General features: G+C 43.3%; 33 protein-coding genes and 1 riboswitch. Of the genes, 30 read left to right on the forward strand and 3 right to left on the reverse strand.

The window, feature by feature from the left end:
* Positions 1-34 precede the first annotated feature (34 nt).
* From LJF29_RS03500 to lysA, 12 genes are all read left to right on the forward strand, one after another.
* Positions 35-1,204 carry a D-alanyl-D-alanine carboxypeptidase family protein gene (locus tag LJF29_RS03500; RefSeq protein ID WP_010334805.1) on the forward strand — a complete coding sequence of 390 codons (1,170 nt, stop codon included), beginning with the start codon at positions 35-37 and terminating at the stop codon, positions 1,202-1,204.
* 95 nt (positions 1,205-1,299) lie between these two features.
* On the forward strand, positions 1,300-1,653 hold the full coding sequence (gene spoIIAA / locus LJF29_RS03505; protein ID WP_010334804.1) for an anti-sigma F factor antagonist: 354 nt from the start codon (positions 1,300-1,302) through the stop codon (positions 1,651-1,653).
* On the forward strand, positions 1,650-2,090 hold the full coding sequence (gene spoIIAB, locus LJF29_RS03510; RefSeq protein WP_010334803.1) for an anti-sigma F factor: 441 nt from the start codon (positions 1,650-1,652) through the stop codon (positions 2,088-2,090). The genes spoIIAA and spoIIAB overlap by 4 nt, the downstream gene beginning before the upstream one ends.
* A gap of 11 nt (positions 2,091-2,101) precedes the next feature.
* On the forward strand, positions 2,102-2,869 hold the full coding sequence (gene sigF, locus LJF29_RS03515) for an RNA polymerase sporulation sigma factor SigF (protein WP_010334802.1): 768 nt from the start codon (positions 2,102-2,104) through the stop codon (positions 2,867-2,869).
* Between the two features lie 127 nt (positions 2,870-2,996).
* Positions 2,997-3,617: a stage V sporulation protein SpoVAA gene (spoVAA, locus tag LJF29_RS03520; protein WP_229147001.1), complete on the forward strand. Its 621-nt coding sequence runs from the start codon at positions 2,997-2,999 to the stop codon at positions 3,615-3,617.
* Complete coding sequence (spoVAB, locus tag LJF29_RS03525; RefSeq protein ID WP_229147003.1) at positions 3,607-4,032, forward strand: stage V sporulation protein SpoVAB; 426 nt, start codon at positions 3,607-3,609, stop codon at positions 4,030-4,032. Before spoVAA ends, spoVAB begins: the two co-directional genes overlap by 11 nt.
* 12 nt (positions 4,033-4,044) lie before the next feature.
* Positions 4,045-4,497, forward strand: coding sequence for a stage V sporulation protein AC (gene spoVAC / locus LJF29_RS03530; RefSeq protein ID WP_010334799.1), 453 nt, complete (start codon positions 4,045-4,047; stop codon positions 4,495-4,497).
* A gap of 12 nt (positions 4,498-4,509) precedes the next feature.
* Positions 4,510-5,526 carry a stage V sporulation protein AD gene (gene spoVAD / locus LJF29_RS03535; protein ID WP_229147005.1) on the forward strand — a complete coding sequence of 339 codons (1,017 nt, stop codon included), beginning with the start codon at positions 4,510-4,512 and terminating at the stop codon, positions 5,524-5,526.
* Positions 5,527-5,877, forward strand: a complete 351-nt coding sequence (spoVAE, locus tag LJF29_RS03540) for a stage V sporulation protein AE (RefSeq protein ID WP_003230467.1) — start codon at positions 5,527-5,529, stop codon at positions 5,875-5,877.
* Positions 5,878-5,884: 7 nt separating this feature from the next.
* Entirely contained in the window at positions 5,885-6,502 is a 618-nt protein-coding gene (spoVAEA, locus tag LJF29_RS03545) for a stage V sporulation protein SpoVABEA (RefSeq protein ID WP_010334797.1), read from the forward strand.
* Positions 6,447-7,934, forward strand: coding sequence for a spore germination protein SpoVAF (gene spoVAF, locus LJF29_RS03550; RefSeq protein WP_010334796.1), 1,488 nt, complete (start codon positions 6,447-6,449; stop codon positions 7,932-7,934). Before spoVAEA ends, spoVAF begins: the two co-directional genes overlap by 56 nt.
* 106 nt (positions 7,935-8,040) lie before the next feature.
* Complete coding sequence (gene lysA / locus LJF29_RS03555) at positions 8,041-9,360, forward strand: diaminopimelate decarboxylase (protein WP_229147575.1); 1,320 nt, start codon at positions 8,041-8,043, stop codon at positions 9,358-9,360.
* A 31-nt stretch (positions 9,361-9,391) separates the two neighbouring features.
* On the opposite strand, the gene LJF29_RS03560 is transcribed toward lysA, so the two are convergent.
* Positions 9,392-10,264, reverse strand: coding sequence for a DUF1002 domain-containing protein (locus LJF29_RS03560; RefSeq protein ID WP_059336647.1), 873 nt, complete (start codon positions 10,262-10,264; stop codon positions 9,392-9,394).
* 259 nt (positions 10,265-10,523) lie between these two features.
* Between LJF29_RS03560 and LJF29_RS03565 the strand changes: the two genes are divergently transcribed.
* From LJF29_RS03565 to ribT, 9 genes are all read left to right on the forward strand, one after another.
* Positions 10,524-10,955, forward strand: a complete 432-nt coding sequence (locus LJF29_RS03565) for a peptidylprolyl isomerase (RefSeq protein WP_003223931.1) — start codon at positions 10,524-10,526, stop codon at positions 10,953-10,955.
* Positions 10,956-11,320: 365 nt separating this feature from the next.
* Complete coding sequence (locus LJF29_RS03570; RefSeq protein WP_010334793.1) at positions 11,321-11,527, forward strand: zinc ribbon domain-containing protein; 207 nt, start codon at positions 11,321-11,323, stop codon at positions 11,525-11,527.
* A 155-nt stretch (positions 11,528-11,682) separates the two neighbouring features.
* A complete protein-coding gene (gene sipS / locus LJF29_RS03575; protein ID WP_168748155.1) occupies positions 11,683-12,237 on the forward strand; it encodes a signal peptidase I sipS in 555 nt (184 codons plus the stop codon).
* Between the two features lie 237 nt (positions 12,238-12,474).
* A complete protein-coding gene (locus tag LJF29_RS03580; RefSeq protein WP_168748154.1) occupies positions 12,475-12,819 on the forward strand; it encodes a hypothetical protein in 345 nt (114 codons plus the stop codon).
* Positions 12,820-12,938: 119 nt separating this feature from the next.
* Positions 12,939-13,084: riboswitch (FMN riboswitch) on the forward strand.
* Positions 13,085-13,213: 129 nt separating this feature from the next.
* The gene (gene ribD, locus LJF29_RS03585; RefSeq protein ID WP_229147006.1) at positions 13,214-14,299 is read left to right on the forward strand and encodes a bifunctional diaminohydroxyphosphoribosylaminopyrimidine deaminase/5-amino-6-(5-phosphoribosylamino)uracil reductase RibD; all 1,086 of its coding nucleotides are present in this window, start codon (positions 13,214-13,216) and stop codon (positions 14,297-14,299) included.
* A 10-nt stretch (positions 14,300-14,309) separates the two neighbouring features.
* Complete coding sequence (ribE, locus tag LJF29_RS03590) at positions 14,310-14,957, forward strand: riboflavin synthase subunit alpha (RefSeq protein ID WP_229147008.1); 648 nt, start codon at positions 14,310-14,312, stop codon at positions 14,955-14,957.
* Positions 14,958-14,971: 14 nt separating this feature from the next.
* On the forward strand, positions 14,972-16,168 hold the full coding sequence (locus LJF29_RS03595; protein ID WP_168748151.1) for a bifunctional 3,4-dihydroxy-2-butanone-4-phosphate synthase/GTP cyclohydrolase II: 1,197 nt from the start codon (positions 14,972-14,974) through the stop codon (positions 16,166-16,168).
* Positions 16,169-16,200: 32 nt separating this feature from the next.
* Entirely contained in the window at positions 16,201-16,665 is a 465-nt protein-coding gene (gene ribH, locus LJF29_RS03600) for a 6,7-dimethyl-8-ribityllumazine synthase (protein ID WP_003223915.1), read from the forward strand.
* A gap of 110 nt (positions 16,666-16,775) precedes the next feature.
* Positions 16,776-17,150 carry a GNAT family N-acetyltransferase RibT gene (gene ribT, locus LJF29_RS03605; protein WP_003223910.1) on the forward strand — a complete coding sequence of 125 codons (375 nt, stop codon included), beginning with the start codon at positions 16,776-16,778 and terminating at the stop codon, positions 17,148-17,150.
* Positions 17,151-17,163: 13 nt separating this feature from the next.
* Here the strand turns inward: ribT and LJF29_RS03610 are convergent, their stop codons facing one another.
* Complete coding sequence (locus LJF29_RS03610; RefSeq protein WP_229147010.1) at positions 17,164-17,688, reverse strand: DUF309 domain-containing protein; 525 nt, start codon at positions 17,686-17,688, stop codon at positions 17,164-17,166.
* Positions 17,689-17,775: 87 nt separating this feature from the next.
* Positions 17,776-17,865: a YjcZ family sporulation protein gene (locus LJF29_RS03615; protein ID WP_024121909.1), complete on the reverse strand. Its 90-nt coding sequence runs from the start codon at positions 17,863-17,865 to the stop codon at positions 17,776-17,778.
* 215 nt (positions 17,866-18,080) lie between these two features.
* Here LJF29_RS03615 and scpA point away from each other — a divergent pair, with 215 nt between their 5' ends.
* From scpA to resB, 9 genes are all read left to right on the forward strand, one after another.
* Positions 18,081-18,836, forward strand: a complete 756-nt coding sequence (gene scpA / locus LJF29_RS03620; RefSeq protein ID WP_010334786.1) for a segregation/condensation protein A — start codon at positions 18,081-18,083, stop codon at positions 18,834-18,836.
* The gene (scpB, locus tag LJF29_RS03625) at positions 18,826-19,419 is read left to right on the forward strand and encodes an SMC-Scp complex subunit ScpB (RefSeq protein ID WP_010334785.1); all 594 of its coding nucleotides are present in this window, start codon (positions 18,826-18,828) and stop codon (positions 19,417-19,419) included. The genes scpA and scpB overlap by 11 nt, the downstream gene beginning before the upstream one ends.
* A 57-nt stretch (positions 19,420-19,476) precedes the next feature.
* Positions 19,477-20,016: a YpuI family protein gene (locus tag LJF29_RS03630; protein ID WP_229147012.1), complete on the forward strand. Its 540-nt coding sequence runs from the start codon at positions 19,477-19,479 to the stop codon at positions 20,014-20,016.
* Positions 20,017-20,136: 120 nt separating this feature from the next.
* Positions 20,137-21,285 carry a D-alanyl-D-alanine carboxypeptidase family protein gene (locus tag LJF29_RS03635; RefSeq protein WP_229147014.1) on the forward strand — a complete coding sequence of 383 codons (1,149 nt, stop codon included), beginning with the start codon at positions 20,137-20,139 and terminating at the stop codon, positions 21,283-21,285.
* Positions 21,273-21,863 carry a nucleoside recognition domain-containing protein gene (gene spmA, locus LJF29_RS03640; RefSeq protein ID WP_229147015.1) on the forward strand — a complete coding sequence of 197 codons (591 nt, stop codon included), beginning with the start codon at positions 21,273-21,275 and terminating at the stop codon, positions 21,861-21,863. Before LJF29_RS03635 ends, spmA begins: the two co-directional genes overlap by 13 nt.
* Before the next feature lie 4 nt (positions 21,864-21,867).
* Positions 21,868-22,404 (forward strand): spore maturation protein SpmB, encoded by a 537-nt coding sequence (gene spmB / locus LJF29_RS03645; protein WP_010334782.1) that lies wholly within the window; start codon positions 21,868-21,870, stop codon positions 22,402-22,404.
* 91 nt (positions 22,405-22,495) lie between these two features.
* Positions 22,496-23,230, forward strand: coding sequence for a 23S rRNA pseudouridine(2605) synthase RluB (rluB, locus tag LJF29_RS03650; protein WP_010334781.1), 735 nt, complete (start codon positions 22,496-22,498; stop codon positions 23,228-23,230).
* Positions 23,231-23,323: 93 nt separating this feature from the next.
* A complete protein-coding gene (resA, locus tag LJF29_RS03655) occupies positions 23,324-23,863 on the forward strand; it encodes a thiol-disulfide oxidoreductase ResA (protein WP_229147020.1) in 540 nt (179 codons plus the stop codon).
* A complete protein-coding gene (resB, locus tag LJF29_RS03660; RefSeq protein WP_168748148.1) occupies positions 23,860-25,488 on the forward strand; it encodes a cytochrome c biogenesis protein ResB in 1,629 nt (542 codons plus the stop codon). Before resA ends, resB begins: the two co-directional genes overlap by 4 nt.
* The last annotated feature ends 1 nt before the right edge of the window (position 25,489 follow it).

Genomic DNA, 25,489 nt, shown 5'->3' on the forward strand with positions numbered 1-25,489 from the left:
AATAAAAAGGATTATGAAATGGAGGGCTTTTGAGATGAAACGTCTTTTATCCACTTTGTTGATTGGTATGATGCTGCTTACATTTGCACCGTCCGCATTTGCAAAACAAGACGGAAAACATACATCGGAGCTTGCTCATGAAGCCAAGTCTGCGGTGCTGATAGAACGTGATACTGGTAAAGTGCTTTACAACAAGAACAGCCGCGAGAGACTGGCGCCTGCAAGTATGACAAAAATTATGACGATGCTTTTAATCATGGAAGCCTTAGACGAAGGAAAAATCAAAATGAGTGATAAGGTCCGTACGAGCGAACATGCGGCTTCAATGGGCGGATCACAGATTTTTCTTGAACCCGGGGAAGAAATGACCGTTAAAGAAATGCTTAAGGGAATTGCGATCGCATCTGGAAATGACGCATCTGTAGCGATGGCAGAATTTATTTCAGGCTCCGAGGATGAATTTGTGAAAAAAATGAACAAAAAAGCGAAAGAGCTGGAATTAAAAGATACATCCTTTAAAAACCCGACCGGCTTGACCGAGGAAGGGCATTACAGCTCGGCTTATGACATGGCAATTATGGCTAAGGAATTATTGAAATATGAATCAATCACCAAGTTCACAGGTACGTATGAGGATTACTTACGTGAAAACACAGATAAAAAGTTTTGGTTAGTGAATACTAATCGGCTTATCAAATTTTATCCTGGTGTAGACGGCGTAAAAACTGGCTATACAGGAGAAGCGAAATACTGCCTGACTGCTTCGGCTAAAAAAGGGAACATGCGGGCGATTGCCGTTGTATTCGGGGCAAGCACGCCTAAGGAAAGAAATGCGCAAGTCACAAAGATGCTTGATTATGCTTTTAGCCAATATGAGACACATCCTTTATACAAGCGAAATGAAACGGTAGCAAAAGCAAAGGTCAAAAAAGGGAAACAAAAAGTGATAGAACTCACCACTTCTGAACCGATTTCCGTATTGACGAAAAAAGGCGAGGATATGAAACATGTGAAAAAAGAAATTAAAATGAACAACAATGTAAGCGCTCCGGTTCAAAAAGGCCAAGAGCTTGGCACGCTGGTGCTGAAAAAGGACGGAAAAGTGCTTGCAGAAAGTCCTGTCGTTGCTAAAGATGATATGGAAAAAGCCGGATACTTAACGTTTTTAAAAAGGGCGATGGGAGATTGGACAAAATTTAAGTAATTATGCCGAATGATCACTAGTTTTGTCACGGTGAAGGAATTCATTCCCCCGAAATCGAAACACTCATTATCCGATCATATCAAGGAGGAATGAGCATGAGCCTTGGAATTGACATGCATGTCAAAGAATCAGTGCTTTGTATTCGATTAACAGGCGAACTCGATCACCATACGGCTGAAACGCTGAAACAAAAAGTAACGGAATCATTGGAAAAGGATGATATTCGTCATATCGTGCTGAATCTGGAGGACCTTTCCTTTATGGACAGTTCGGGGCTTGGCGTTATTTTAGGCAGATACAAACAAATTAAGCAAATTGGCGGGGAAATGGTCGTTTGCGCCATCTCTCCGGCAGTGAAACGGCTGTTTGATATGTCTGGCCTGTTTAAAATTATTCGCTTTGAACAATCTGAGCAGCAGGCACTGCTCACACTGGGGGTGGCATCATGAAAAATGAAATGCACCTTGAATTTTCCGCCCTCAGCCAAAATGAATCGTTTGCACGTGTGACAGTTGCTTCATTTATTGCGCAGCTTGACCCGACCATGGATGAACTCACTGAGATCAAAACTGTGGTGTCAGAAGCGGTGACGAACGCCATCATCCATGGCTATGAAGAAAATGGCGATGGAAAAGTATATATCTCGGTGACGCTGGAAGATCATGTCGTATATATGACCATCCGTGATGAAGGGCTCGGCATTACAGATCTGGAAGAAGCCCGCCAGCCTTTATTCACGACAAAGCCTGAGCTGGAGCGTTCTGGAATGGGCTTTACCATTATGGAAAACTTCATGGATGATGTCAGTATCGATTCATCACCCGAAATGGGGACAACGATTCGCTTAACAAAGCACTTATCAAAAAGCAAAGCGCTTTGTAATTAAGGAGATTTGTTATGGATGTGGAGGTTAAGAAAAACGGTAAGAACGCTCAGCTGAAGGACCATGAAGTAAAAGAATTAATCAAACAGAGCCAAGATGGCGACCAGCAGGCAAGAGACCTCCTCATAGAAAAAAACATGCGTCTTGTTTGGTCTGTCGTACAGCGGTTTTTAAACAGAGGATATGAGCCTGATGACCTCTTTCAGATTGGCTGCATCGGGCTGTTAAAATCTGTTGATAAATTTGATTTAACCTATGATGTGCGGTTCTCGACATATGCAGTGCCGATGATTATCGGCGAAATCCAGCGTTTTATCCGTGATGACGGAACTGTCAAGGTGTCAAGATCATTAAAAGAGCTTGGCAACAAAATCCGCCGAGCGAAAGATGAACTTTCAAAAACACTGGGCAGGGTGCCGACCGTACAGGAAATCGCCGAACATTTGGAAATTGAAGCTGAAGATGTCGTGCTTGCCCAAGAGGCAGTAAGAGCTCCGTCTTCGATTCATGAGACAGTTTATGAAAATGACGGAGATCCAATTACCCTTCTTGACCAAATCGCTGATCACTCAGAAGAGAAATGGTTTGACAAAATTGCGCTGAAAGAGGCCATAAGCGATTTAGAAGAAAGAGAAAAATTAATCGTCTATCTTCGGTATTATAAAGATCAGACGCAGTCAGAAGTTGCTGAGCGGCTGGGGATATCCCAGGTGCAGGTATCCAGGCTTGAAAAGAAAATATTAAAGCAGATCAAGGTTCAAATGGATCATACGGAAAGCTAGTCTGTCACTGCAGGCTGGCTTTTTGTTTTGCAAAAGCGTGGTAATTTATGGTCTTTTCAAGCGGATGAATGAGAACAAAATCGAACCACATACTACATATATAACCACCGAAAGATGGTGATCAATGATGGAACGACGACTATTTATCAGGCTTCGCCACCGAGTTTTGGCACATCCGGGGGATATCATAACGGTCGGGGATGCCGCGCAAATAGAAGGGCAGCATCAGCTGAAAAAGAAACTCTCGGCTATGCCGCTTTATCAGGTGAGCGAAAAAGATAAAAATATCGTAATTCTGGATATCATAAAAGTGCTCAAAGCCATTCATCAGCAGGATCCCACTCTTGACGTTCAAACTGTGGGCGGAGCTGAAACCATTGTTGAAATTCAATATCAGAAACGGCACATATCAACCGTTCTTTTTATTGGTGTCTGGCTGCTGCTGTTTATCGGATCGTGCCTAGCCATCATGAATTTCCATGAGGATGTCAGCATGGGGGATGTTCATATTGCACTATATGAAATCATAACCGGAGAGCGGAATGACTATCCATATTTACTTCAAATCCCTTACAGCATCGGTTTGGGACTGGGGATGATCGTGTTTTTTAACCACATTTTTAAAAAGCGCCTTAATGAAGAGCCCAGCCCGCTAGAGGTTGAAATGTTTAACTATCAGCTTGATCTCGATCAATATGTGGCCATGCATGAAAATGAAGAAACAATAAAGGATCTGCATGATCGTTAGTGTATTGTTCATCATTTTTGTCGGGCTCGGCGGGGGCATCACGGTCGGGGCTGGTTTCGTGGCTTTTTTAACCGTGATGGGAATCATTCCGCGTCTGATGCAGCTCACCAAAACGATGAGATTTGTTCAAGCTTATGAAGCGGCTGTTATTCTCGGTGCGGTTTGCGGGGGATGGGAAACACTGCATATGCACCATCTCTTTTTATCAAAATGGCTTGCCATACCGGTCGGGCTGTTGGCCGGAGTATTTGTCGGGATGCTTGCAGCCGCGCTGACAGAAGTGTTAAATGTCCTGCCGATCTTGGCTAAACGAATCGGCCTCAGAAGTAAAATCATTATTCTATTAATGGCCATTGTCATTGGGAAAATCGCGGGATCTTTATTTCATTGGCTGTATTTTATTCATCATCCATAAGGAGGTTTCAATATGACAAACATAAAAGAAAACTACAAATCAAAAGTAAAAACATATCAGCCAAAGCCGCCTTACGTATGGAACTGTGTAAAAGCCTTTCTTGTAGGCGGTTTGATCTGCATGATCGGGCAAGGTCTGCAGAATTTTTATATCCATTTTTTTAATTTTAACGAAAAAACGGCAGGAAACCCTACTGCAGCGACGCTGATTCTATTGTCAGCATTGCTTACCGGATTGGGTATTTATGACAGAATTGGCCAGTTTGCAGGCGCAGGATCAGCTGTACCTGTCACCGGCTTTGCCAACAGTATGGCAAGTGCGGCTCTTGAGTATAAAAGCGAAGGTTTAGTATTGGGAGTGGCGACAAACATGTTTAAACTGGCGGGAAACGTCATCGTATTTGGTGTTGTGGCTGCTTACATCGTCGGAATGATTCGGTTTGCTTTTGAGAAACTGATGTCATAGGAGGAGAAAGAAATGAAATTAACAGGAAAGCAAACCTGGGTGTTTGAGCATCCCTTATTTGTCAATGCAGCGGGAACAGCAGTAGGGCCTAAGGAAAAAGACGGTCCGCTCGGTTCTTTATATGATAGAACCTATGACGACATGCACTGTAATCAAAAAAGCTGGGAAATGGCTGAAAGGCAGCTAATGGAGGACGCTATTAATACGGCGCTGCAAAAAAACAATTTGAAAAAAGATGATATTGATCTTTTGCTTGCAGGCGATCTGTTGAATCAAAATGTCACAGCCAACTATGTGGCAAGGCATCTGAAAATCCCGTTTCTTTGCATGTTTGGCGCATGCTCAACATCAATGGAAACAGTTGCTGTTGCATCTGCCTTAGTCGACGGCGGATTTGCAAATCGGGCGATTGCTGCTACGAGCAGTCACAATGCCACGGCCGAAAGACAGTTCCGCTATCCGACGGAATACGGCGGGCAAAAACCGGATACTGCGACTTCTACTGTAACTGGAAGCGGTGCGGTTGTCATCAGTCAAACACCAAGTGATATTCAAATTACAAGTGCAACTGTAGGGAAGGTGGCTGACTTAGGAATTACCGACCCGTTTGATATGGGATCAGCCATGGCTCCTGCTGCTGCTGATACCATTAAACAGCACTTTCAAGACATGAACCGCACAGCAGACGACTACGATCTTATCCTGACGGGAGACCTTTCCGGCGTCGGTTCTCCTATTGTGAAAGATATCCTGAAAGAAGAGGGATATCCGGTCGGCACTAAACATGATGATTGCGGGCTTCTAATTTATACACCGGACCAGCAGGTGTTTGCCGGAGGAAGCGGATGCGCTTGTTCCGCGGTTGTAACCTACTCACATATTTTCAAGCAGCTGCAAGAAGGAAAATTAAACCGTGTTTTCGTAGTAGCAACCGGGGCGCTGTTAAGCCCGACCATGATCCAGCAAAAACAAACCATTCCGACCATCGCACACGGGGTTGTATTTGAACGTGCAGGAGGTGCATCTTAAGTGGACTATCTTTTGGCTTTTGTTTGCGGAGGCGCTATTTGTATTGTCGGGCAGCTGTTGCTGGACATATTTAAATTGACGCCTGCCCATGTTATGACATCCTTTGTCGTCATCGGGGCGATTTTAGATGGTTTTGGCATTTACGATAAATTTATTGAGTTTGCTGGAGGAGGCGCCACGGTTCCGATTGTCAGCTTTGGCCACAGTCTCCTGCACGGTGCCATGCACCAGGCACATATACACGGATTTATCGGAATCGGTATGGGGATATTCGAGCTGACATCTGCCGGTATCTCAGCAGCCATTCTATTCGCCTTTATCGTTGCTGTTATTTTTAAACCGAAAGGATAATGCCGAGATGACGACAAAACGCAAGGTCATTCTGGTAACAGACGGAGATGTGTATGCCGCTAAAACAATTGAATACGCCGCAAGACGAGTTGGAGGGAGATGTATTTCTCAATCAAAAGGCAATCCCTCCACCCGCAGCGGTGCCGAGCTTGTCAGGCTGATTACATCAGCGCCGTATGACCCTGTATTTGTCATGTTTGACGACTCCGGCCTTCAAGGAGAGGGACCGGGAGAAACCGCTCTGACCTATGTGGCCACCCATCCGGCAATTGAAGTGCTCGGTGTAATTGCGGTAGCGTCTAAAACCCATCAGGCTGAGTGGACTAGGGTTGACGTAAGCATTGACCGCAATGGAGAGATAACAGAATACGGCGTGGATAAAATCGGAGAGAGGGAATTTGATGAACACAGAATGAACGGAGATACGGTTTATTGCCTTGATAAACTTGATCTGCCGCTTATCGTCGGTATCGGGGATATTGGCAAAATGGGCAGGAAAGACGATATCTCGAAAGGTTCGCCAATCACCATGAAAGCGGTCGAGTTTATTTTAGAAAGGAGCGGGTATCATGCCGGACAAAAAGGAAGAGAAAATCCGGGTTTATCGGAATCCGGACAAAAATGAAGCTTATTTTAAAAATCGCGTCGGAATGGGTATCAGCTATGATGTAGGTGTTCGCAAGCTTACCATTTTAGACAGAGAAGTTCAGCTGTACTATTTGAATGGATTATGTGACACTGCCTTTATCATTCACTTAATGAGAGAGCTTGTTGCGATTAACAACCGGACAGGAAAAGAGGACCCTGAAGAGCTGGTCGATATCGTTGAAAACAGGCTGCTCAACGCTCAGGTCGAAAAAGTAAAAACGCTGGATGAAACCACCGACCAAGTGCTGTCCGGGTTAGTCGCAGTCATTGTCGAAGATGCAGGATTTGCTTTTATCATCGATGTCAGAAGCTATCCGGGAAGAAATCCGGAAGAACCGGATACGGAAAAGGTCGTCAGGGGGGCCAGAGACGGATTTGTTGAAAATATCGTCGTCAATACAGCGCTTCTCAGAAGACGGATCAGGGACGAACGCCTTCGTGTCAAAATGACAAAGGTTGGCGAGCGTTCAAAAACGGATCTGAGCATTTGTTATATAGAAGACATTGCAGATCCGGATCTGGTTGATATCGTGGAAAAAGAAATTGCCGCCATTGATGTAGACGGATTAACAATGGCAGACAAAACAGTCGAAGAGTTTATTATCAAACAAAGCTACAACCCGTTTCCGCTCGTCCGTTATACAGAAAGGCCCGATGTGGCGGCCAATCATGTACTTGAAGGCCATGTCGTGATTATAGTAGATACATCGCCGAGTGTGATTATAACGCCGACAACCTTATTCCATCATGTTCAGCATGCTGAGGAATACAGACAGGCTCCTTCTGTGGGAACCTTCTTAAGATGGGTGCGATTTTTCGGCATTCTTGCTTCTACTTTATTTCTTCCCATCTGGTTCCTCTTTGTTCTTCAACCGGAACTGCTGCCAGAGAATCTAAAATTTATCGGATTAAATAAAGATATGCACATCCCGATCATTCTGCAAATTTTCTTAGCTGATTTAGGAATTGAGTTTCTCAGAATGGCGGCTATTCACACACCGACCGCTTTATCTACCGCAATGGGATTAATTGCCGCAGTTCTAATCGGGCAAATTGCCATAGATGTGGGGCTGTTCTCTCCTGAAGTCATACTGTATGTCTCGCTTGCCGCTATCGGAACCTTTACAACGCCAAGCTATGAATTAAGCCTGGCAAATAAAATGGCCCGTCTTACACTAATGATATTAGTGGCGCTCTTTCATGTAAAAGGGCTCGTTATAGGATTTACTGTGCTAATTATTGCCATGGCCAGCATAAAATCCCTTCAAACTCCATACTTATGGCCGCTCATTCCGTTTAACGGAAAGGCGCTGTGGCAGGTGCTGATTCGCACGGCGAAACCTGGTGCGAATGTAAGACCAAGCATTGTTCACCCAAGAAATCGCTTAAGGCAGCCTACTAATTCATAATCGCATTGAAACTGACTGAAGAGTATGATAATGTATGTCTTAATTATGAAAGGACGGTCCATAAAACTGTCCTTTTCACCCATAAGCGGAGAAAGAGGGAATGACATTGTTCTTACACGGCACTAGCAGACAAAATCAACATGGGCATTTGGAAATTGGAGGTGTGGACGCTCTCTATTTAGCTGAAACATACGGCACGCCTCTTTACGTATATGATGTGGCTTTAATACGTGAGCGTGCTAAAAGCTTTAAGCTGGCATTTACAACTGCAGGTCTGACAGCGCAGGTCGCGTATGCGAGCAAGGCATTCTCTTCTGTTGCGATGATTCAGCTTGCTGAGGAAGAAGGGCTTTCCTTAGATGTCGTGTCTGGAGGAGAACTTTACACAGCTGTTGCAGCGGGATTCCCGGCGGAGCGCATCCACTTCCACGGAAATAACAAAAGCAGGGAAGAACTGCGAATGGCACTTGAACACCGTATCGGCTGCATTGTGGTTGATAATTTCTATGAAATCTCGCTTCTTGAAGACTTGTGCAAAGAAACTGGCTACTCAATCGATGTTCTCCTGCGGATCACCCCCGGGGTAGAAGCACATACGCATGACTACATTACAACGGGACAGGAAGATTCAAAGTTTGGTTTTGACCTTCATAACGGACAAACTGAACAGGCGATTGAACAGGTTTTACAGTCAGAACACATTCAGCTGCTGGGGGTTCATTGCCATATCGGTTCACAAATTTTTGATACAGCTGGTTTCGTGCTAGCGGCAGAAAAAATCTTCAAAAAACTTGATGAATGGAGAGAAACTTACTCATTTGTTTCAAAGGTACTGAACCTTGGGGGCGGTTTTGGCATTCGTTACACGGAAGAAGATGAACCGCTTCATGCCACTGAATATGTAGAGAAGATTATCGATGCTGTCAAAACTAATGCAGCCCGCTATGGATTTGACATACCAGAAATTTGGATCGAACCGGGCCGCTCACTTGTAGGAGACGCAGGGACAACACTTTATACAGTCGGTTCCCAAAAAGAAGTGCCTGGTGTCCGGCAGTATGTGGCTGTTGACGGAGGAATGAACGACAATATCCGTCCGGCTCTTTATCAGGCAAAATATGAAGCCGTTACAGCTAACCGCATCGGAGAAGCGCACGATAAAACGGTATCGATTGCCGGCAAATGCTGTGAAAGCGGAGATATGCTCATTTGGGATATAGACCTGCCGGAAATAAAAGAAGGAGATCTGCTGGCTGTTTTTTGTACAGGTGCGTATGGCTACAGCATGGCCAATAATTATAATAGAATTCCAAGGCCGGCCGTTGTATTTGTAGAAAACGGAGAGGCACATTTAGTCGTAAAACGAGAAACGTACGAGGATGTTGTGAAACTGGATCTGCCATTTAAAACGAGTGTGAAGCAATAAAAAAAGCGCCGGAAATTCGGCGCTTTTTTTATTATTTGAATATAGAAACAATCGCATTCCAGATGGAAACGAAGAAATCAATGACTTTCTGGATAAAGTTCTTGCCTTCATCCGAGTCTAAAAATTTACTAATCTTATCTTTCGCTTTATCAAGCTGGTCACCGACCTGTCCCCAGTCGATATCAACATTTTTCATTTTATTGAACAAGGATACAAGCTGATCCTTTTGGCTGTCTGTCAGTGTGACGTTTAAATCGGAAGCCGCATCATCCACTTTTTTCTCAATATCGGCTTTATTGTCAGGCACACCGTTTTTAGCAAACTCTTCTTTTATTTTTGCAATCAGCGCAGCCGCATTTTCGTCACCGATTTTGTCACCAAGCTCTGAGGTCGTCACAAGCTCTTGGTTGGCGACTTGCTTAACGTCTTCAGAAATCGCTTCGTCAGAAGAAACTTCATATGCTTTAATCAAGCCTGTCAAAGCCGCAGTACCGGACACTTCAAACGGAGCGGTAACATAAACCTTCGCGTCCTTAACGCCGGCTGTCATCAAGGCATTGAGGTACATTTCATCCGTAATGCCGCTGATATTATGTGTCTCAACATTCAATCCGGAGCCTTTTTTGGCAATGGTAATAGACGATGACGAAATCGCTCTTGAGCCAATTTGCGCACTCGGTATATATTTTCCTAAATACTCGTGTTCTTCCTTATTGGTCACGGTTACGGTTGTGGCATTATCAGGGACATTCATTTCATCAAGCACTTTTTGCTTATCTGATTCTGACAAATTTGCGCCAAGTGTCACGATGACATCTCCGACTGCGGCATCCGCGAGACTGACTTTCGGAATCGTCAGCAGCAAAACGGCCGCTGCCAGCATTCCAATCCATATTTTTTTCAAAGCAGTTGACCTCCTTCATTTCACAAGCAACAGTTAAAAGCTGCTTTGCGAGGACCTGAATCATGATGAAAAATACAGTTCCGATAGGTTAGACGGAAATAGAGAGGTTCAGGTTTCATTTTTATTTTGGAGAAAAGCCGGGAGAGTCGTTTTCCCAAAAAAGGTGTGGTATAATAGCCGCGACAAGGAGAGACAAGCCATAATAGATGATACATAAATCTTTCCTTTGAAAATTAAAATAAAGAAAGTGGGCATACAATTGAAAACAGGTTACTTTTTATTAGAAGACGGCAACAAAATTGAATTTGAACTTTATCCGGAAGCAGCACCGGGTACAGTTGCAAACTTTGAAAAGCTTGCAAACGAAGGGTTTTACGACGGCCTCACATTCCACCGAGTCATTCCAGGCTTCGTCAGCCAAGGCGGATGCCCGCATGGTACTGGCACAGGCGGTCCCGGATACACAATCAAATGTGAAACAGAAGGAAACCCGCACACACATGAAGCGGGCGCACTCTCTATGGCACACGCAGGAAAAGACACTGGCGGCAGCCAATTTTTCATCGTCCATGAGCCGCAGCCTCATTTAAACGGTGTTCACACTGTATTCGGCAAAGTAACAAGCGGTTTAGAATTCGCGAAAAACATGTCTAACGGTGACGTGATGAAAGAAGTTCGCGTAGAAGGCTAATAGGCAGACAGCAAGCTCCCCGATATGAGGGAGCTTTTTCTTTTCGCTTACAGCCTGATCTGGTTGTGACAGGAAACAAACAGACGTTTTCAAGGATTTCGGGATTACCAGGTAGATATAGAAGGCATTGAGAGATTCGAGGTGAATCCTATAGCTATGTTTCGATTGATTGTAAATCATAACTGTGTTCATCACCAAAACACTGATTTTGATAAGCTCAAATAGGCAGAGCATTCCTTGTCGTCAGATACCACCCATGGGAAAAATTTAAACAAATTTTAAAGTTGACATGTTTCATCCCAAAAGGCACTTGTAGTAAAATGAAATAATATCAATGTTATTTTTTTGAAAAGGGGCTACGTTTGATGAACAACAAGGGCTGTATAAAATGCGGAAGCACTGAAGCTGGCCAAAAAGAAATTGCCACAACCGGAACCGGATTGTCAAAGTTGTTTGATGTGCAGCATAACCGTTTTCTCGTCGTCTACTGCAAGAAATGCGGATATTCGGAGTTTTACAATAAAGAAACTTCAACTGCCGGCAATATATTGGATTTGTTCTTTGGAGGCTGATTGATTCTTCTTCCGATTTCATAAGGAAATGGGAACAAATTGATTTTGGCAGGAGAATGAATAGATGTGAAAATTCGCTTCAATGGTCCTAATGGGATTTCTTATCGATTCGTGATAACATAAATTGAAGACCGTTGTTTATTGGAGGAAATCAGTTGAAATCGGAAAACGTTTCTAGGAAAAAATCAATATTTGAATGGGCCAAAGCGATTATTATCGCAGTTGTTCTGGCATTACTCATCCGCAATTTTATTTTTGCGCCGTATGTCGTTGATGGTGAGTCCATGGAGCCTACCCTTCATGACCATGAAAGGGTATTTGTCAATATGACAGTTAAGTACATAGGCGAGTTTAAGAGAGGGGATATCATCGTGCTAAACGGGGATGATGTCCACTATGTCAAGCGGCTGATCGGCCTGCCCGGAGACACAGTCGAAATGAAAAACGACCAGCTTTATATCAATGGGAAAAAAGTGGCTGAGCCTTATTTGAAGGCAAATAAAAAGCAAGCCAAAAATAAAGGTTTTAACCATCTAACTGATGATTTCGGTCCGATCAAAGTGCCTGATAACAAGTATTTTGTTATGGGGGATAACCGCCGAAATTCAATGGACAGCCGAAACGGGCTTGGACTCTTTACGAAAAAACAAATTGCGGGTACGTCAAAGTTTGTTTTCTTCCCATTTAACGACATTCGTAAAACCAACTAAGTATAAGCAGTTTCCTGAAAAGGAACTGCTTTTTTATTCTTTTTCTCATGCATCCCCTAAAACCAGAACATAAATTCGTATATCTATAGAAAAGAAATTTTTGAAGAAATGTGAAACATATTCCCGTTATGCATCGTTATATTAATAATTTACGAGAATTTACGGTTTTTTATTCATGAAAAAAAGGAATAACTCATATGAATGAATAGATTCATATTGGCTGGAGGTTTTTTAAAAATGGGAAGAATAAAAACCAAGATTACCATTCTGTTAGTACTTCTGGTTTTACTTGCAGGGGGTTATATGTACATAAATGGTGTGGAACTGAAGGACGTTCCGACAGCGATTGGACAAACCTTGTCCTCCGAAGAAGAAGAGTATACAATCCAAGAATATAAAGTGACAAAAATTGACGGAACAGAATATCATGGAGAAGCAGATAACGGCACAAAGATCATCTTCAACGGAAAAAAATTAAATCAAGATTTGTCTGATATAAAAGAAGGCGATAAGATCAAGGCGTACTTCAGCAAATCAAAGCGGATCGACGGTTTAATCAAGGTTGCAAAAATAAATGATTAACTAAAAAAACACCTTTCGCACGATGGGTGTTTTTTCGATTTCTCAAATTGTAAGTTTATTTCATTGCGTACTTAAGAAAGGACCGCTATAATAGCCATTAAGGACAAATGAATAAAGATTGTATCCTTCGGGGCAGGGTGGAAATCCCGACCGGCGGTAGTAAAGCGACATACGCTTTAGAGCCCGTGACCCGTGTGCATATGTACGCGGTGGATTCAGTTTAAGCTGAAGCCGACAGTGAAAGTCTGGATGGGAGAAGGATGAAGAACCGCTATGCAAAATGTATCAACATGCATAGTGTTATTTCCTATTGCGTAAAATACCTAAAGCCCCGAATTTTTCTTACATTCGGGGCTTTTTTGACGGTAAATGAATAAAGAAGGGAGGGAAACAGATGGAAGAGTTTTATATGAAACTGGCGTTAGATCTTGCGAAGCAGGGTGAAGGACAGACCGAATCGAATCCGCTCGTGGGCGCTGTTGTGGTGAAAGACGGACAGATTGTCGGGATGGGCGCCCATTTAAAATACGGCGAAGCTCACGCAGAAGTCCATGCTATCCATATGGCAGGCGCACATGCAAAAGGCGCTGATATTTATGTCACCCTTGAACCATGCAGCCATTACGGAAAAACACCGCCTTGTGCCGAACTGATTATCAAGTCCGGGATAAAGAGAGTATTTGTCGCAATGAGAGATCCTAACCCGCTTGTGGCCGGACGGGGAATCAGCATGATAGAAGAAGCCGGCATCGAAGTAAAGGAAGGCATTCTGGCAGATCAGGCGGAACAGCTGAATGAAAAATTTCTGCATTTTATGAGGACAGGCCTCCCTTACGTCACATTAAAAGCTGCCGCAAGCCTAGACGGAAAGACAGCGACCAGTACGGGTGACAGCAAATGGATCACATCAGAAGCTGCAAGACAGGATGCTCAGCAATACAGGAAATCACATCAAAGCATTTTGGTCGGAGCAGGCACTGTGAAAGCTGACAATCCAAGCTTAACCTGCAGGCTGCCGGATGTTTCAAAACAGCCGGTCAGGGTGATACTTGATAACGAACTTTCGATTCCCGATGACGCCAATGTGATTTGCGATCAGGCAGCGCCGACTTGGATTTTCACAACAACACATGCTGATGAGGACAAGAAAAAACGGTTTTCCGCTTGTGGAGTGAAAATATTTACTCTGCAAACAGATCGTATACAAATTCCCGATGTGCTGAAAATCCTTGCCGAAGAAGGCATCATGTCGGTGTATGTGGAAGGCGGGTCAGCTGTTCACGGAAGCTTCGTCAAAGCAGGTTGTTTTCAAGAAATCATCTTCTATTTTGCCCCTAAATTAATCGGAGGGACGCTTGCTCCCAGCTTAATCTCCGGTGAAGGTTTTCAATCAATGAAAGATGTCCCCTTATTACAATTCACAGATATAACCCAAATTGGCCGTGATATCAAACTGACGGCAAAACCGAAAAACGAGTAGGATGGTGACCATGTTTACAGGAATTATAGAAGAAACAGGCACAATCGAATCCATGAAAAAAGCAGGCTCTTCTATGGCCTTAACAATTAAATGCTCAAAAATATTAGAGGATGTTCACTTGGGCGACAGCATTGCAGTGAATGGCATTTGTCTGACTGTTACTGATTTCACGAAAAGCCAATTCACAGTTGATGTCATGCCTGAAACAGTCAAAGCAACGTCGCTGAACGATTTATCAAAAGGCAGCAAAGTGAATTTGGAAAGAGCGATGGCGGCAAACGGGCGATTCGGAGGCCATTTCGTTTCAGGACATGTTGACGGTACCGCAGAAATCACACGTATTGAAGAAAAAAGCAACGCAGTTTACTATGATTTGAAAATGGATCCGTCATTAACAAAAACGTTGGTTCTAAAGGGATCTATAACAGTTGACGGTGTGAGCTTAACCATTTTCGGGCTGACAGATGATACGGTGACTATTTCTTTAATACCGCACACCATCAGCGAAACGATTTTTTCCGAAAAAACGATCGGCTCCAAAGTGAATATCGAATGCGATATGATCGGAAAATATATGTATCGATTTTTGCATAAAGCCAATGAAAATAAGAACCAACAAACCATAACAAAAGCCTTCTTAAGCGAAAACGGCTTTTAGAGAGGAAGATTAGCATGTTTCATCCGATAGAAGAGGCATTAGACGCTTTAAAAAAAGGCGAAGTCATCATTGTTGTTGATGATGAAGACAGAGAAAATGAAGGAGACTTTGTGGCTCTTGCGGAGCATGCGACTCCTGAAGTGATTAACTTTATGGCGACGCACGGAAGAGGGCTGATTTGCACGCCTCTCAGTGAAGAAATCGCTGACAGGCTCGATCTTCATCCGATGGTTGAGCACAATACAGATTCCCACCACACTGCTTTTACAGTAAGCATTGACCACCGTAAGACAAAAACGGGAATCAGCGCACAGGAAAGATCATTTACTGTCAAAGCTTTGCTGGACAGCGGTTCAGTGCCGGCAGATTTTCAGCGTCCGGGGCACATTTTTCCCCTGATTGCGAAAAAGGGAGGTGTTCTGAAAAGAGCGGGCCATACAGAAGCGGCAGTCGATCTTGCTGAAGCTTGCGGTTCTCAGGGAGCAGGCGTCATTTGCGAAATTATGAATGAAGACGGAACGATGGCAAGAGTACCTGAGCTGATAGAAATTGCGAAAAAGCATCAATTAAAAATGATCACCATTAAAGATTTAATTGAGTACCGCTACAACTTGACAACACTTGTAGAGCGGGAAGTCGATATTACCTTGCCGACTGATTTTGGCACATTTAAGGTGTACGGATACACAAATGAGATCGACGGAAAAGAGCATGTCGCATTTGTGATGGGAGATGTGCCGTTTAATGAAGAACCAGTATTGGTCCGGGTTCATTCAGAGTGTCTCACAGGTGATGTGTTTGGGTCTCATCGCTGTGACTGCGGCCCGCAGCTTCACGCCGCACTGACGCAAATTGCCGCAGAAGGCCGGGGAGTGCTTTTGTATCTCCGCCAAGAAGGCCGGGGCATCGGTCTGATCAATAAGTTAAAAGCCTATAAGCTTCAGGAAGAAGGATATGACACCGTAGAAGCTAATGAGGCGCTCGGCTTTTTGCCTGATTTGCGCAATTACGGCATTGGTGCTCAAATTTTACGCGATCTCGGCGTGCGGAATATGAAGCTTTTGACGAATAATCCGCGGAAAATTGCCGGACTTGAAGGCTATGGACTCAGCATTACAGAAAGAGTGCCGCTTCAAATGGAGGCCAAAGAGCACAACAAAAAATATTTGCAAACAAAGATGAACAAACTAGGTCATTTACTTCATTTCTAATAACAAAAATCACAAAAAAGGATGGGAATCATATGAATATCATACAAGGAAATTTAGTTGGTACAGGTCTTAAAATCGGAATTGTCGTAGGTAGATTTAATGATTTTATTACAAGTAAGCTGCTGAGCGGGGCAGAAGATGCATTGCTCAGACACGGCGTGGATACAAACGATATTGATGTGGCTTGGGTTCCGGGCGCATTTGAAATTCCTTTCGCTGCTAAAAAAATGGCGGAAACAAAAAAATATGACGCCATTATTACACTCGGCACTGTCATCAGAGGCGCAACGACTCATTATGATTATGTCTGCAACGAAGCTGCAAAAGGCATCGCGCAAGCAGCGAACACAACAGGCGTACCAGTGATCTTTGGAATTGTCACTACGGAAAACATTGAGCAGGCCATTGAACGGGCTGGAACAAAAGCGGGCAACAAGGGTGTAGATTGTGCTGTTTCTGCCATAGAAATGGCAAATTTAAACCGTTCATTTGAATAATTTGCTGAAAACAGTTTAAAAATATGGCGAAAATGATATAATGTGAGAAAACGGATCACCTATACTTTTCCGTTTGATAGAACTGGACATTAGGATATAGAGGGGTTTTTATGTTAATTCGTTATAAAAAATCGTTTGAAAAGATTGCGATGGGACTTCTTTCATTTATGCCGAATGAAAAAGATCTTAAGCAGCTTCAGCAGACAATTAAGGACTACGAAACGGATACAGACCGCCAGCTCTTTCTGTGGAAAGAGGACGAGGATATCGTCGGAGCAATCGGAGTTGAAAAAAAGGATTCCGAGGTTGAAATCCGGCATATCAGTGTGAATCCTTCTCATCGCCATCAAGGAATCGGAAAACAGATGATGGATGCTTTAAAGCATTTATTCAAAACGCAGGTACTGGTTCCGAATGAATTAACGCAGAGCTTTTTCGAACGCTGTCAAGGTCAGCAGGATCAAGACATTTCATACAATAATTAAGCAGAGGCTGTTATCAGCCTCTGCTTTTTTTTCTTCGCTCAATTTCTTTCTCGCGTTCACGGATGACATCAGTCCGATCCCGCAAACGATGTTTATGAATAAGAAATCTATCGGTGAGTGTGCTGGGCTGCCCCCATCTGTAAGCTTTTCGCTTGCATTCAATGCGGCATGCTTCCTCCAGCCTCTCATCTTTAATTGGCAGCATGATGCTTTTATAGGAAGATCCCAGTTCAATTTGTTCGTAAACCGACTGCATAAGCTCCAGTAAACGGGTATGATCAAGCCCCAAATCTTCCACCGCTTGTTTTTCCGCTTGAAGAATCCGTATGCTGTTTGCCAGCAATTTTTTGGCCCCGGCTGTATTCTGTCTTCTATGATGATACAAAGCAACAGCAAGCTGGATAAAGCCGACCCAATATATTTTCCGTTTGTTCGGAGGATCTTCCTTCCAATATTCTTCTAGTATTTCATGGCATTCAAAATAATCTCGTGTTGCGTGAAATTCAACGAGATAATCGATATAAGCTTTCGGGTACAAGATGCTTCCTCCTTTTAATCCGCCTTTAGTGTAACACAGGACAGATGAAAGGAAAAAACAGCGCATTGGACCCGCTCTTATTTAGTTCTAGCAAATCCAAGCAGCACCTACGATAATTAACAGAATAAACAAAACGACAATTAAAGCAAAACCGCCGCTGAAGCACTTTTCTCCCATGAACATTCAGCCTCCTTTGTTATGGTCTACGCGAGCATCCTATGTACACCTGCCCTTTTTGGTGTAGGCGGATATCTTGTTATTTTGAATATTCAGCACAAATCTCTTGAAGTACAGGAAATGAAATAGTATTGGACGAGAGCTTTTTGGTGGCTTATACTAAAGGGTAGCCAGTTTATCCGGCAATGAGAGCGATACTTGAAAATGGTGAGATGATGGAAGAATATCAAGTGAAAATTGATACGTTTGAAGGCCCATTGGACCTGCTGCTTCATTTAATCAATCGTCTTGAAATTGACATATATGATATACCCGTGGCGAAGATTACTGAACAATATTTATTATATGTACATACGATGCGTGTGCTTGAGCTTGATATCGCCAGCGAGTATTTGGTGATGGCTGCAACACTGCTCAGTATTAAAAGCAGAATGTTGCTCCCGAAGCAAGAGGAAGAGCTGTTTGAGGATGAATTTCTTGAGGAAGAAGATCCACGGGAGGAACTGATTGAAAAGCTGATTGAGTATAGAAAATATAAAGACGCGGCGAAGGAATTAAAGGAACGGGAAGAAGAAAGACAAAAATCATTTACGAAACCGCCGAGTGATTTGAGCGAATATGCAAAAGAAGTGAAACAATCGGAGCAAAAGCTGTCAGTCACGGTATACGATATGATTGGCGCTTTTCAAAAAGTGCTGAAGCGAAAAAAAATAACAAGGCCGATGGAAACAACAATTACAAGACAGGAAATACCAATCGAAGACAGAATGAATGAAATCGTCCACAGCCTGAAATCAAAAGGGAAAAGAATTAACTTTATGGATCTTTTTTCATATGAGCAAAAAGAACATTTAGTTGTCACTTTCCTGGCAGTTTTAGAACTGATGAAAAATCAGCTGATTTTGATTGAGCAGGAGCGGAATTTTTCAGATATTTACATTATGGGGAGTGAATCCATTCATGGGGCTTGATATCGTGAATTGGAAAGCTATAGTGGAAGCCCTTCTATATGCGGCAGGCGATGAAGGACTGACCAAAAAACAGCTGTTAACAGTGCTTGAAATAGAAGAGCCTGAACTGAACACCATTATGGCGGATGTGGCAGACGAATACCGACATGATACAAGAGGCATTGAACTTATTGAATATGCAGATACGTACATGCTTTCCACCAAAAAGGACTTTGCGCCGTACTTGAAAAAACTGATCGAAGTACCGTCGAAAGGCCTTTCCCAAGCATCTTTGGAGGTGCTGGCGATTGTTTCATATAAACAGCCGATCACAAGAGCGGAAATTGAAGATATCAGAGGTGTGAAATCGGAAAGAATTTTACACAGCCTTGTCGCCAAGGCGCTGCTGTGTGAAGTCGGGCGCGCTGACGGTCCGGGACGGGCCATTTTATACGGCACGACGCCGACTTTTCTTGAGCAATTCGGCTTAAAAACGCTGGACGAGCTTCCGCCGCTGCCTGAAAATGCGGAAGATGACGTTCTTCAAGAAGAAGCGGATTTATTCTTTGAAAACTTTAACCAAACCTTTGAAGATATAAAATAGAGAAATAATGAATCGCGCTTTTTCATCAACATAAGATATAAGGAAGAAGTAGCTATCATGAAAGAAGCAAAATGTGAGAGACAAAGACATGAGGGGAAGATACCAAACGAAATGGGACATTCGATTGTGCGAGTGCAGACTCAAAAAACAGGCGAATTCTTATCAATGGTTGTCAATACCGTTAATGATTATTTAAATCAAACCACGCTGGCGTCTATGCAGGCTGAATTGCCTGTTGAAGAGGCTTACTGCTGTGATGTGCTGAGCACGCTGAGAAGAATGACAGTATTTTGTGAAGGAGGCGCTGAAGCATGCCGCCGCCTCCTTATACAAGAGCCTTTTCAGGAAACCAGAGCGGAAAAAACACTTTACAATGTGTATCATCAATGCATTGAAGAGTTCTTTATGCCAAAGAAAGACACCTGGTGTGAAAACAGCCGGGCGTCATATACCGGAGTCAGCGCAATTGAGTTCTACCATGCTGTTCCGCAGTCTCTGGAGCAATTATTATTGCCGCTGAGCGCAGCGTTTCTGAAGATGAGGGAAGATTTGGCTCATTACGAAGCGTCCGGATCTAGCATGGCATCAATCAGATAACACTTACTCTCCTTTTACGGGAGAGTTTTTTTATGTTTGCAGGCCAAGACACAATTGTTATTCATAACTGATGGACATGCGCATAAACTTGTACAAACCACCACAAGGACGTGAACAAACATGCGCATTTTAAAAAAAGCTGTATTAATAGTCATTATTTCTTTTCTATTTGCAAATGTAAATGTGAACACAGCCCATGCAGCTATAAATGTCAGTGCGAAGAGCGCGATTGTCATTGACGGCACATCAGGAAGAGTGTTATTTGCCAAGGACGAGCATGAAAAAAGGCGAATTGCCAGTATTACAAAGATCATGACCGCTGTTCTCGCCATTGAATCAGGAAAAATGGAAGAAACCGTGACTGTGTCTGCAAATGCGGTCAGAACAGAGGGCTCGGCCATTTATTTAACCGAAGGGCAAAAAGTAAAATTAAAGGATCTTGTGTATGGCCTGATGCTGAGATCCGGGAACGATGCTGCTGTTGCGATCGCTGAGTATGTCGGGGGAAGCCTCGATGGATTTGTCTATATGATGAACCAAAAAGCAGAGCAAATCGGTATGGAGAATACCCGTTTTCAAAACCCGCACGGATTGGACGACCATGAAAATCACTACTCATCAGCGTATGACATGGCTATTTTAACGAAATACGCCATGAAGCTCAAAGACTATCAAACCATCTCCGGCACAAAAGTATACAAAGCAGAAACAATGGAAAGCGTGTGGAAAAACAAAAATAAATTGCTGACGATGCTGTATCCATACAGTACAGGGGGGAAAACAGGCTATACCAAGCTTGCAAAACGCACACTGGTTTCAACCGCTTCAAAGGACGGCGTTGATCTGATAGCCGTGACCATTAATGACCCTGACGATTGGGATGATCATATGAATATGTTTAACTATGTATTTGAGCATTATCAAACATATTTAATCGCAAAAAAAGGAGACATTCCGAAGCTCAAAGGTACATTTTATGAGTCCAAAGCTTTCATCAAACGAGACATCACTTATTTGCTTACCGAAGAAGAAAAAGAAGATGTCAAAATTAACACTACGCTGCTCAAACCGAAAAAAGCCTGGGAAAAGGATGCTTCAAAAATTCCGGATATTGTAGGACATATGAAAGTCATGTTCAACGATGAAACCATTGCAAAAGTGCCGATCTATTACGAAAACGAACGAAATCAAAAACCGAAAAAAAAGTTTTTTGAAACATTTAAATCAATTTTTCTGAATGCGGCTGGCGGGGCAAAATGGTCAATATAATCTGGGTCAGCTTAACTGTGATCGGGCTCGTATTTGCGATGTGCAATGGAACGCTGCAGGATGTAAATGAGGCGGTGTTTAAAGGAGCCAAAGAAGCTGTCACAATCTCATTTGGACTTATGAGCGTGCTTGTTTTTTGGCTGGGTTTAATGAAAATAGCTGAACAGTCAGGATTGCTGGATATTTTCAGCCGTATGTGCAGACCTTTTATTTCTAAGTTGTTCCCTGACATACCGCCGGATCATCCCGCAATGGGCTACATTTTATCAAATCTCATGGCGAATTTCTTCGGCCTGGGGAATGCGGCCACACCTCTTGGCATTAAAGCAATGGAGCAAATGAAAAAGCTGAATGGAAATCGTTCGGAAGCGAGCCGTTCCATGATCACTTTTTTGGCTGTTAATACTTCCTGCATTACTCTCATCCCGACAACGGTTATCGCCGTGAGAATGGCCTATTCCTCCAAAACGCCGACAGATATCGTCGGACCGAGCATTTTGGCGACACTCATTTCTGGAATCGGCGCCATTATTATTGACCGGTATTTTTATTACCGCCGTAAAAAGAAGGAGAGGTAAGCCGATGGAAATTATCAACTGGCTGTCTTTAGCCATGATCCCTATCATTATTGCCGGCATTCTTCTTTATGGAACAATCAAAAAGGTGCCGACATATGAATCCTTTGTTGAAGGCGGAAAAGAAGGAATTGAGATCGCATTTTCGATTATTCCTTACTTAGTCGGAATGCTTGTTGCAATTACCGTTTTCAGATCATCAGGCGCGCTTGACTTTTTTATGGATCTTTTAAAGCCGGCCTTTTCGGCCATCGGCATACCGGCTGAGGTGGTTCCGCTTGCGCTGATCCGTCCGATCTCCGGTACGGCTGCTCTGGGAATGACGACCGATTTAATTGCAGTTTATGGACCGGACTCCTTTATTGGTAGGCTGGCATCGGTGATGCAGGGGTCAACGGATACAACACTTTATGTGCTGACTGTGTATTTCGGAGCGGTAGGCATTAAAAAAATGGGTGATGCGTTAAAGGTAGGACTTCTTGCTGATTTAATCGGTGTAGTTGCATCTATCATCATCGTTACGTTATTATTTGGGAGCGCCTGAAAATGGCGTTTTTTTAGATAAAGCATGCGAAATCTGAAAAAGCTTGTTTGTTTAGGTTGAAAAAAGTAAGATAATACTTGAGGTGAAAGACATGGAAAGACTGCAAAAAGTAATTGCTCACGCCGGAGTTGCATCGCGCAGAAAGGCAGAAGAGCTGATTAAAGAAGGAAAAGTAAAGGTGAACGGCAAAGTAATAACAGAGCTTGGTGTTAAAGTAACCGGTTCTGATCAGATTGAAGTAAACGGTTTGAAGGTGGAACGTGAAGAGCCTGTTTATTTTCTTCTATATAAACCAAGAGGCGTGATTTCCGCAGCGGAAGATGACAAAGGGCGCAAAGTCGTGACTGACTTTTTAAGAGAAGTGCCGCAGCGCATTTATCCGGTCGGACGTCTGGATTACGATACTAGCGGTCTTTTGCTTTTAACCAATGACGGCGAGTTTGCCAACAAGCTGATGCATCCTAAATATGAAATAAACAAAACATATGTAGCAAAGGTAAAAGGCATACCGTCTAAAGAGCTGATCAGAAAACTGGAGCGCGGCATTATGCTGGAGGAAGGCAAAACAGCGCCTGCCAAAGCGAAGCTGCTTTCATTGGATAAGAGAAAACAAACAAGCATTATACAGCTGACCATCCATGAGGGACGGAACAGGCAAGTGCGCCGCATGTTTGAAGCGATTGGACATGAAGTAATCAAGCTGAAGAGGGAAGAATACGCATTTTTAAATCTGAGAGGCTTAAATACGGGAGACGCAAGAGAGCTCACGCCGCATGAAGTCAAAAGACTCAGAGCGCTAGCGGAACACGGTAAAAACGCTTTCTAAGTTTCACATAACCTTCAAAAAGTTAGAAATGTGAAATGAATGTGCAATGATATAATTGAATGGATCTGCAATAGGGGAAGGGGGCAGTGGACAATGAAGAAAAAAAGGCGTTTATTCATTCGGACAGGCATCCTTCTCATTTTGATTTGCGCGCTGGCCTATACAATATACAATGCTGTATTTGCCGACAAAGAGAGCATATCTGAAGGGTCCGAGGCACCGAATTTTGTCCTTGAAGATACGAATGGGGAACGTATTGAACTGAGTGACTTAAAAGGAAAAGGTGTTTTTTTGAATTTCTGGGGCACCTGGTGTGAGCCGTGCAAAAAAGAATTTCCTTATATGGCGAACCAATACAAATATTTTCAAGACCAAGGCGTTGAAATTGTCGCGGTAAATGTTGGGGAGTCAAAGATAGCAGTACATAATTTTATGAAATCCTACGGAGTGAATTTTCCGGTTGTCATGGATACAGATCGTCAGGTGCTTGATGCCTATGGTGTATCCCCGCTTCCGACAACCTTTTTAATCAATCCGGAAGGAAAAGTTGTCAAGGTGGTGACCGGCACTATGACAGAAAGCATGATCCATGACTATATGAATCTGATAAAACCCGGAGCGACCTCCGGATGAAACAGGTAAAATGTGAATGCGGACATATCAACCCGGTTGGAACCGTTTTATGTGAATCATGCGGCAGGGCGCTTCAGGAAACACAGCCCCCGCTTGCCGATATGAGATATGATGGAAGTGCTAGGCGCTCACAAACCTATAACAAAACGATCATTGATAAAATATGGAACTTCTTTTCTTCGGTTAAGGTCGGAATATGGCTTATCGTCATAACCCTTGCAGCATCAGCATTCGGGACTATTTTTCCTCAAGAAGCATATTTGCCCCCCGGCGCTCAGGCTGATACATATTATAAAGAACAATACGGCACGTTCGGCCAGCTTTATTATTTACTCGGGCTCCATCACTTATATGGATCTTGGTGGTATTTGCTACTGATTGCCTCTATCGGCATTTCTCTTGTCATCTGCAGCCTTGACCGCGTGATTCCCCTGTACAGAGCATTGAAAAATCAGGGTGTCAGGAGAAGCCCTGTTTTCTTAAAAAGGCAGAGGCTGTTCAGTAAAACCGAGACCGAGCTCAACAAGGAAGAAAAAGAAAAGATTGTCACTCTCTTAAAGAAAAAGCGTTATAGAATCAGAGAAAAAGAGGGCAGCATTCTGGCGGAGAAAGGACGTTTTTCCCGCTGGGGTCCGTATGTTAATCACATAGGATTAATCATTTTCCTAATTGGCGCAATGCTGAGATTTGTGCCGGGCATGTACATCGATGAAACGCTCTGGGTCAGAGAAGGCGAAACTGCGGCAATTCCAGGCACAGACGGAAGATATTATTTGAAAAACAATCAATTCAGCGTAGAGACTTATAACAGCGAGACAGAAAAAAAGGTGTTCGCTGATGCCATTGACAGAGTCGGAAGCGGAAAGGTCGCGAAAAACTTTCAAACAGACGCAGTTCTCTATAAACGAGAAGGCAAAATTGTCTATGGAGAGAAGCCGAAGCTGAAAAAAGTAAAAGAAGAAGATATTCGTGTGAATCAGCCGCTGCGCTTTGATTCGTTTTCTGTTTATCAGGTGGATTATAAAGAGAATCAGCTCGATCAGATGGTGTTTCAGCTGATTGACAAAAAATCAAAAAAATCCTTTGGGAGCTTAAAGATCAACCTATTGGATCCAGATTCGGTTTATGATCTTGGCAACGGTTACAAAGTTGAGGTCGCCAGCTACCTTCCTGACTTCTATTTTAATCAGGACGGAGAGCCGAGCACAAAAACAAAAATCCCAAACAATCCGGCTTTTGTTTTTAATATCATAACGCCGGATAAGCCAAAAGGCGAAAAAAGCTTTGTGGCCATTCAAGAAACAATTGAAGGGTCGGGCAGCAATAAGTACAAGTTAAAATTTGACCATGTCGAAACGAAGAACATAACCGGTCTGACAGTCAGAAAAGATCTGACGCTTTGGGTGCTTGCCATCGGCGGAGCCATTTTTATGATTGGCGTCATTCAAGGCATGTACTGGCAGCACCGCAGAATCTGGCTGCATACACAGGATGGTGCAGTCATGGTTGCCGGCCATACTAATAAAAACTGGTACGGACTGAAGCAGGATTTAACATTTGTTTTAGCCGAAACGGGGCTGACTGAACCAGCAGACCAAAAAGAATTAATGAAAACACAGAAATAGG

It is taken from the genome of Bacillus sp. LBG-1-113, assembly GCF_020708615.1.
Lineage (GTDB): Bacteria > Bacillota > Bacilli > Bacillales > Bacillaceae > Bacillus > Bacillus mojavensis.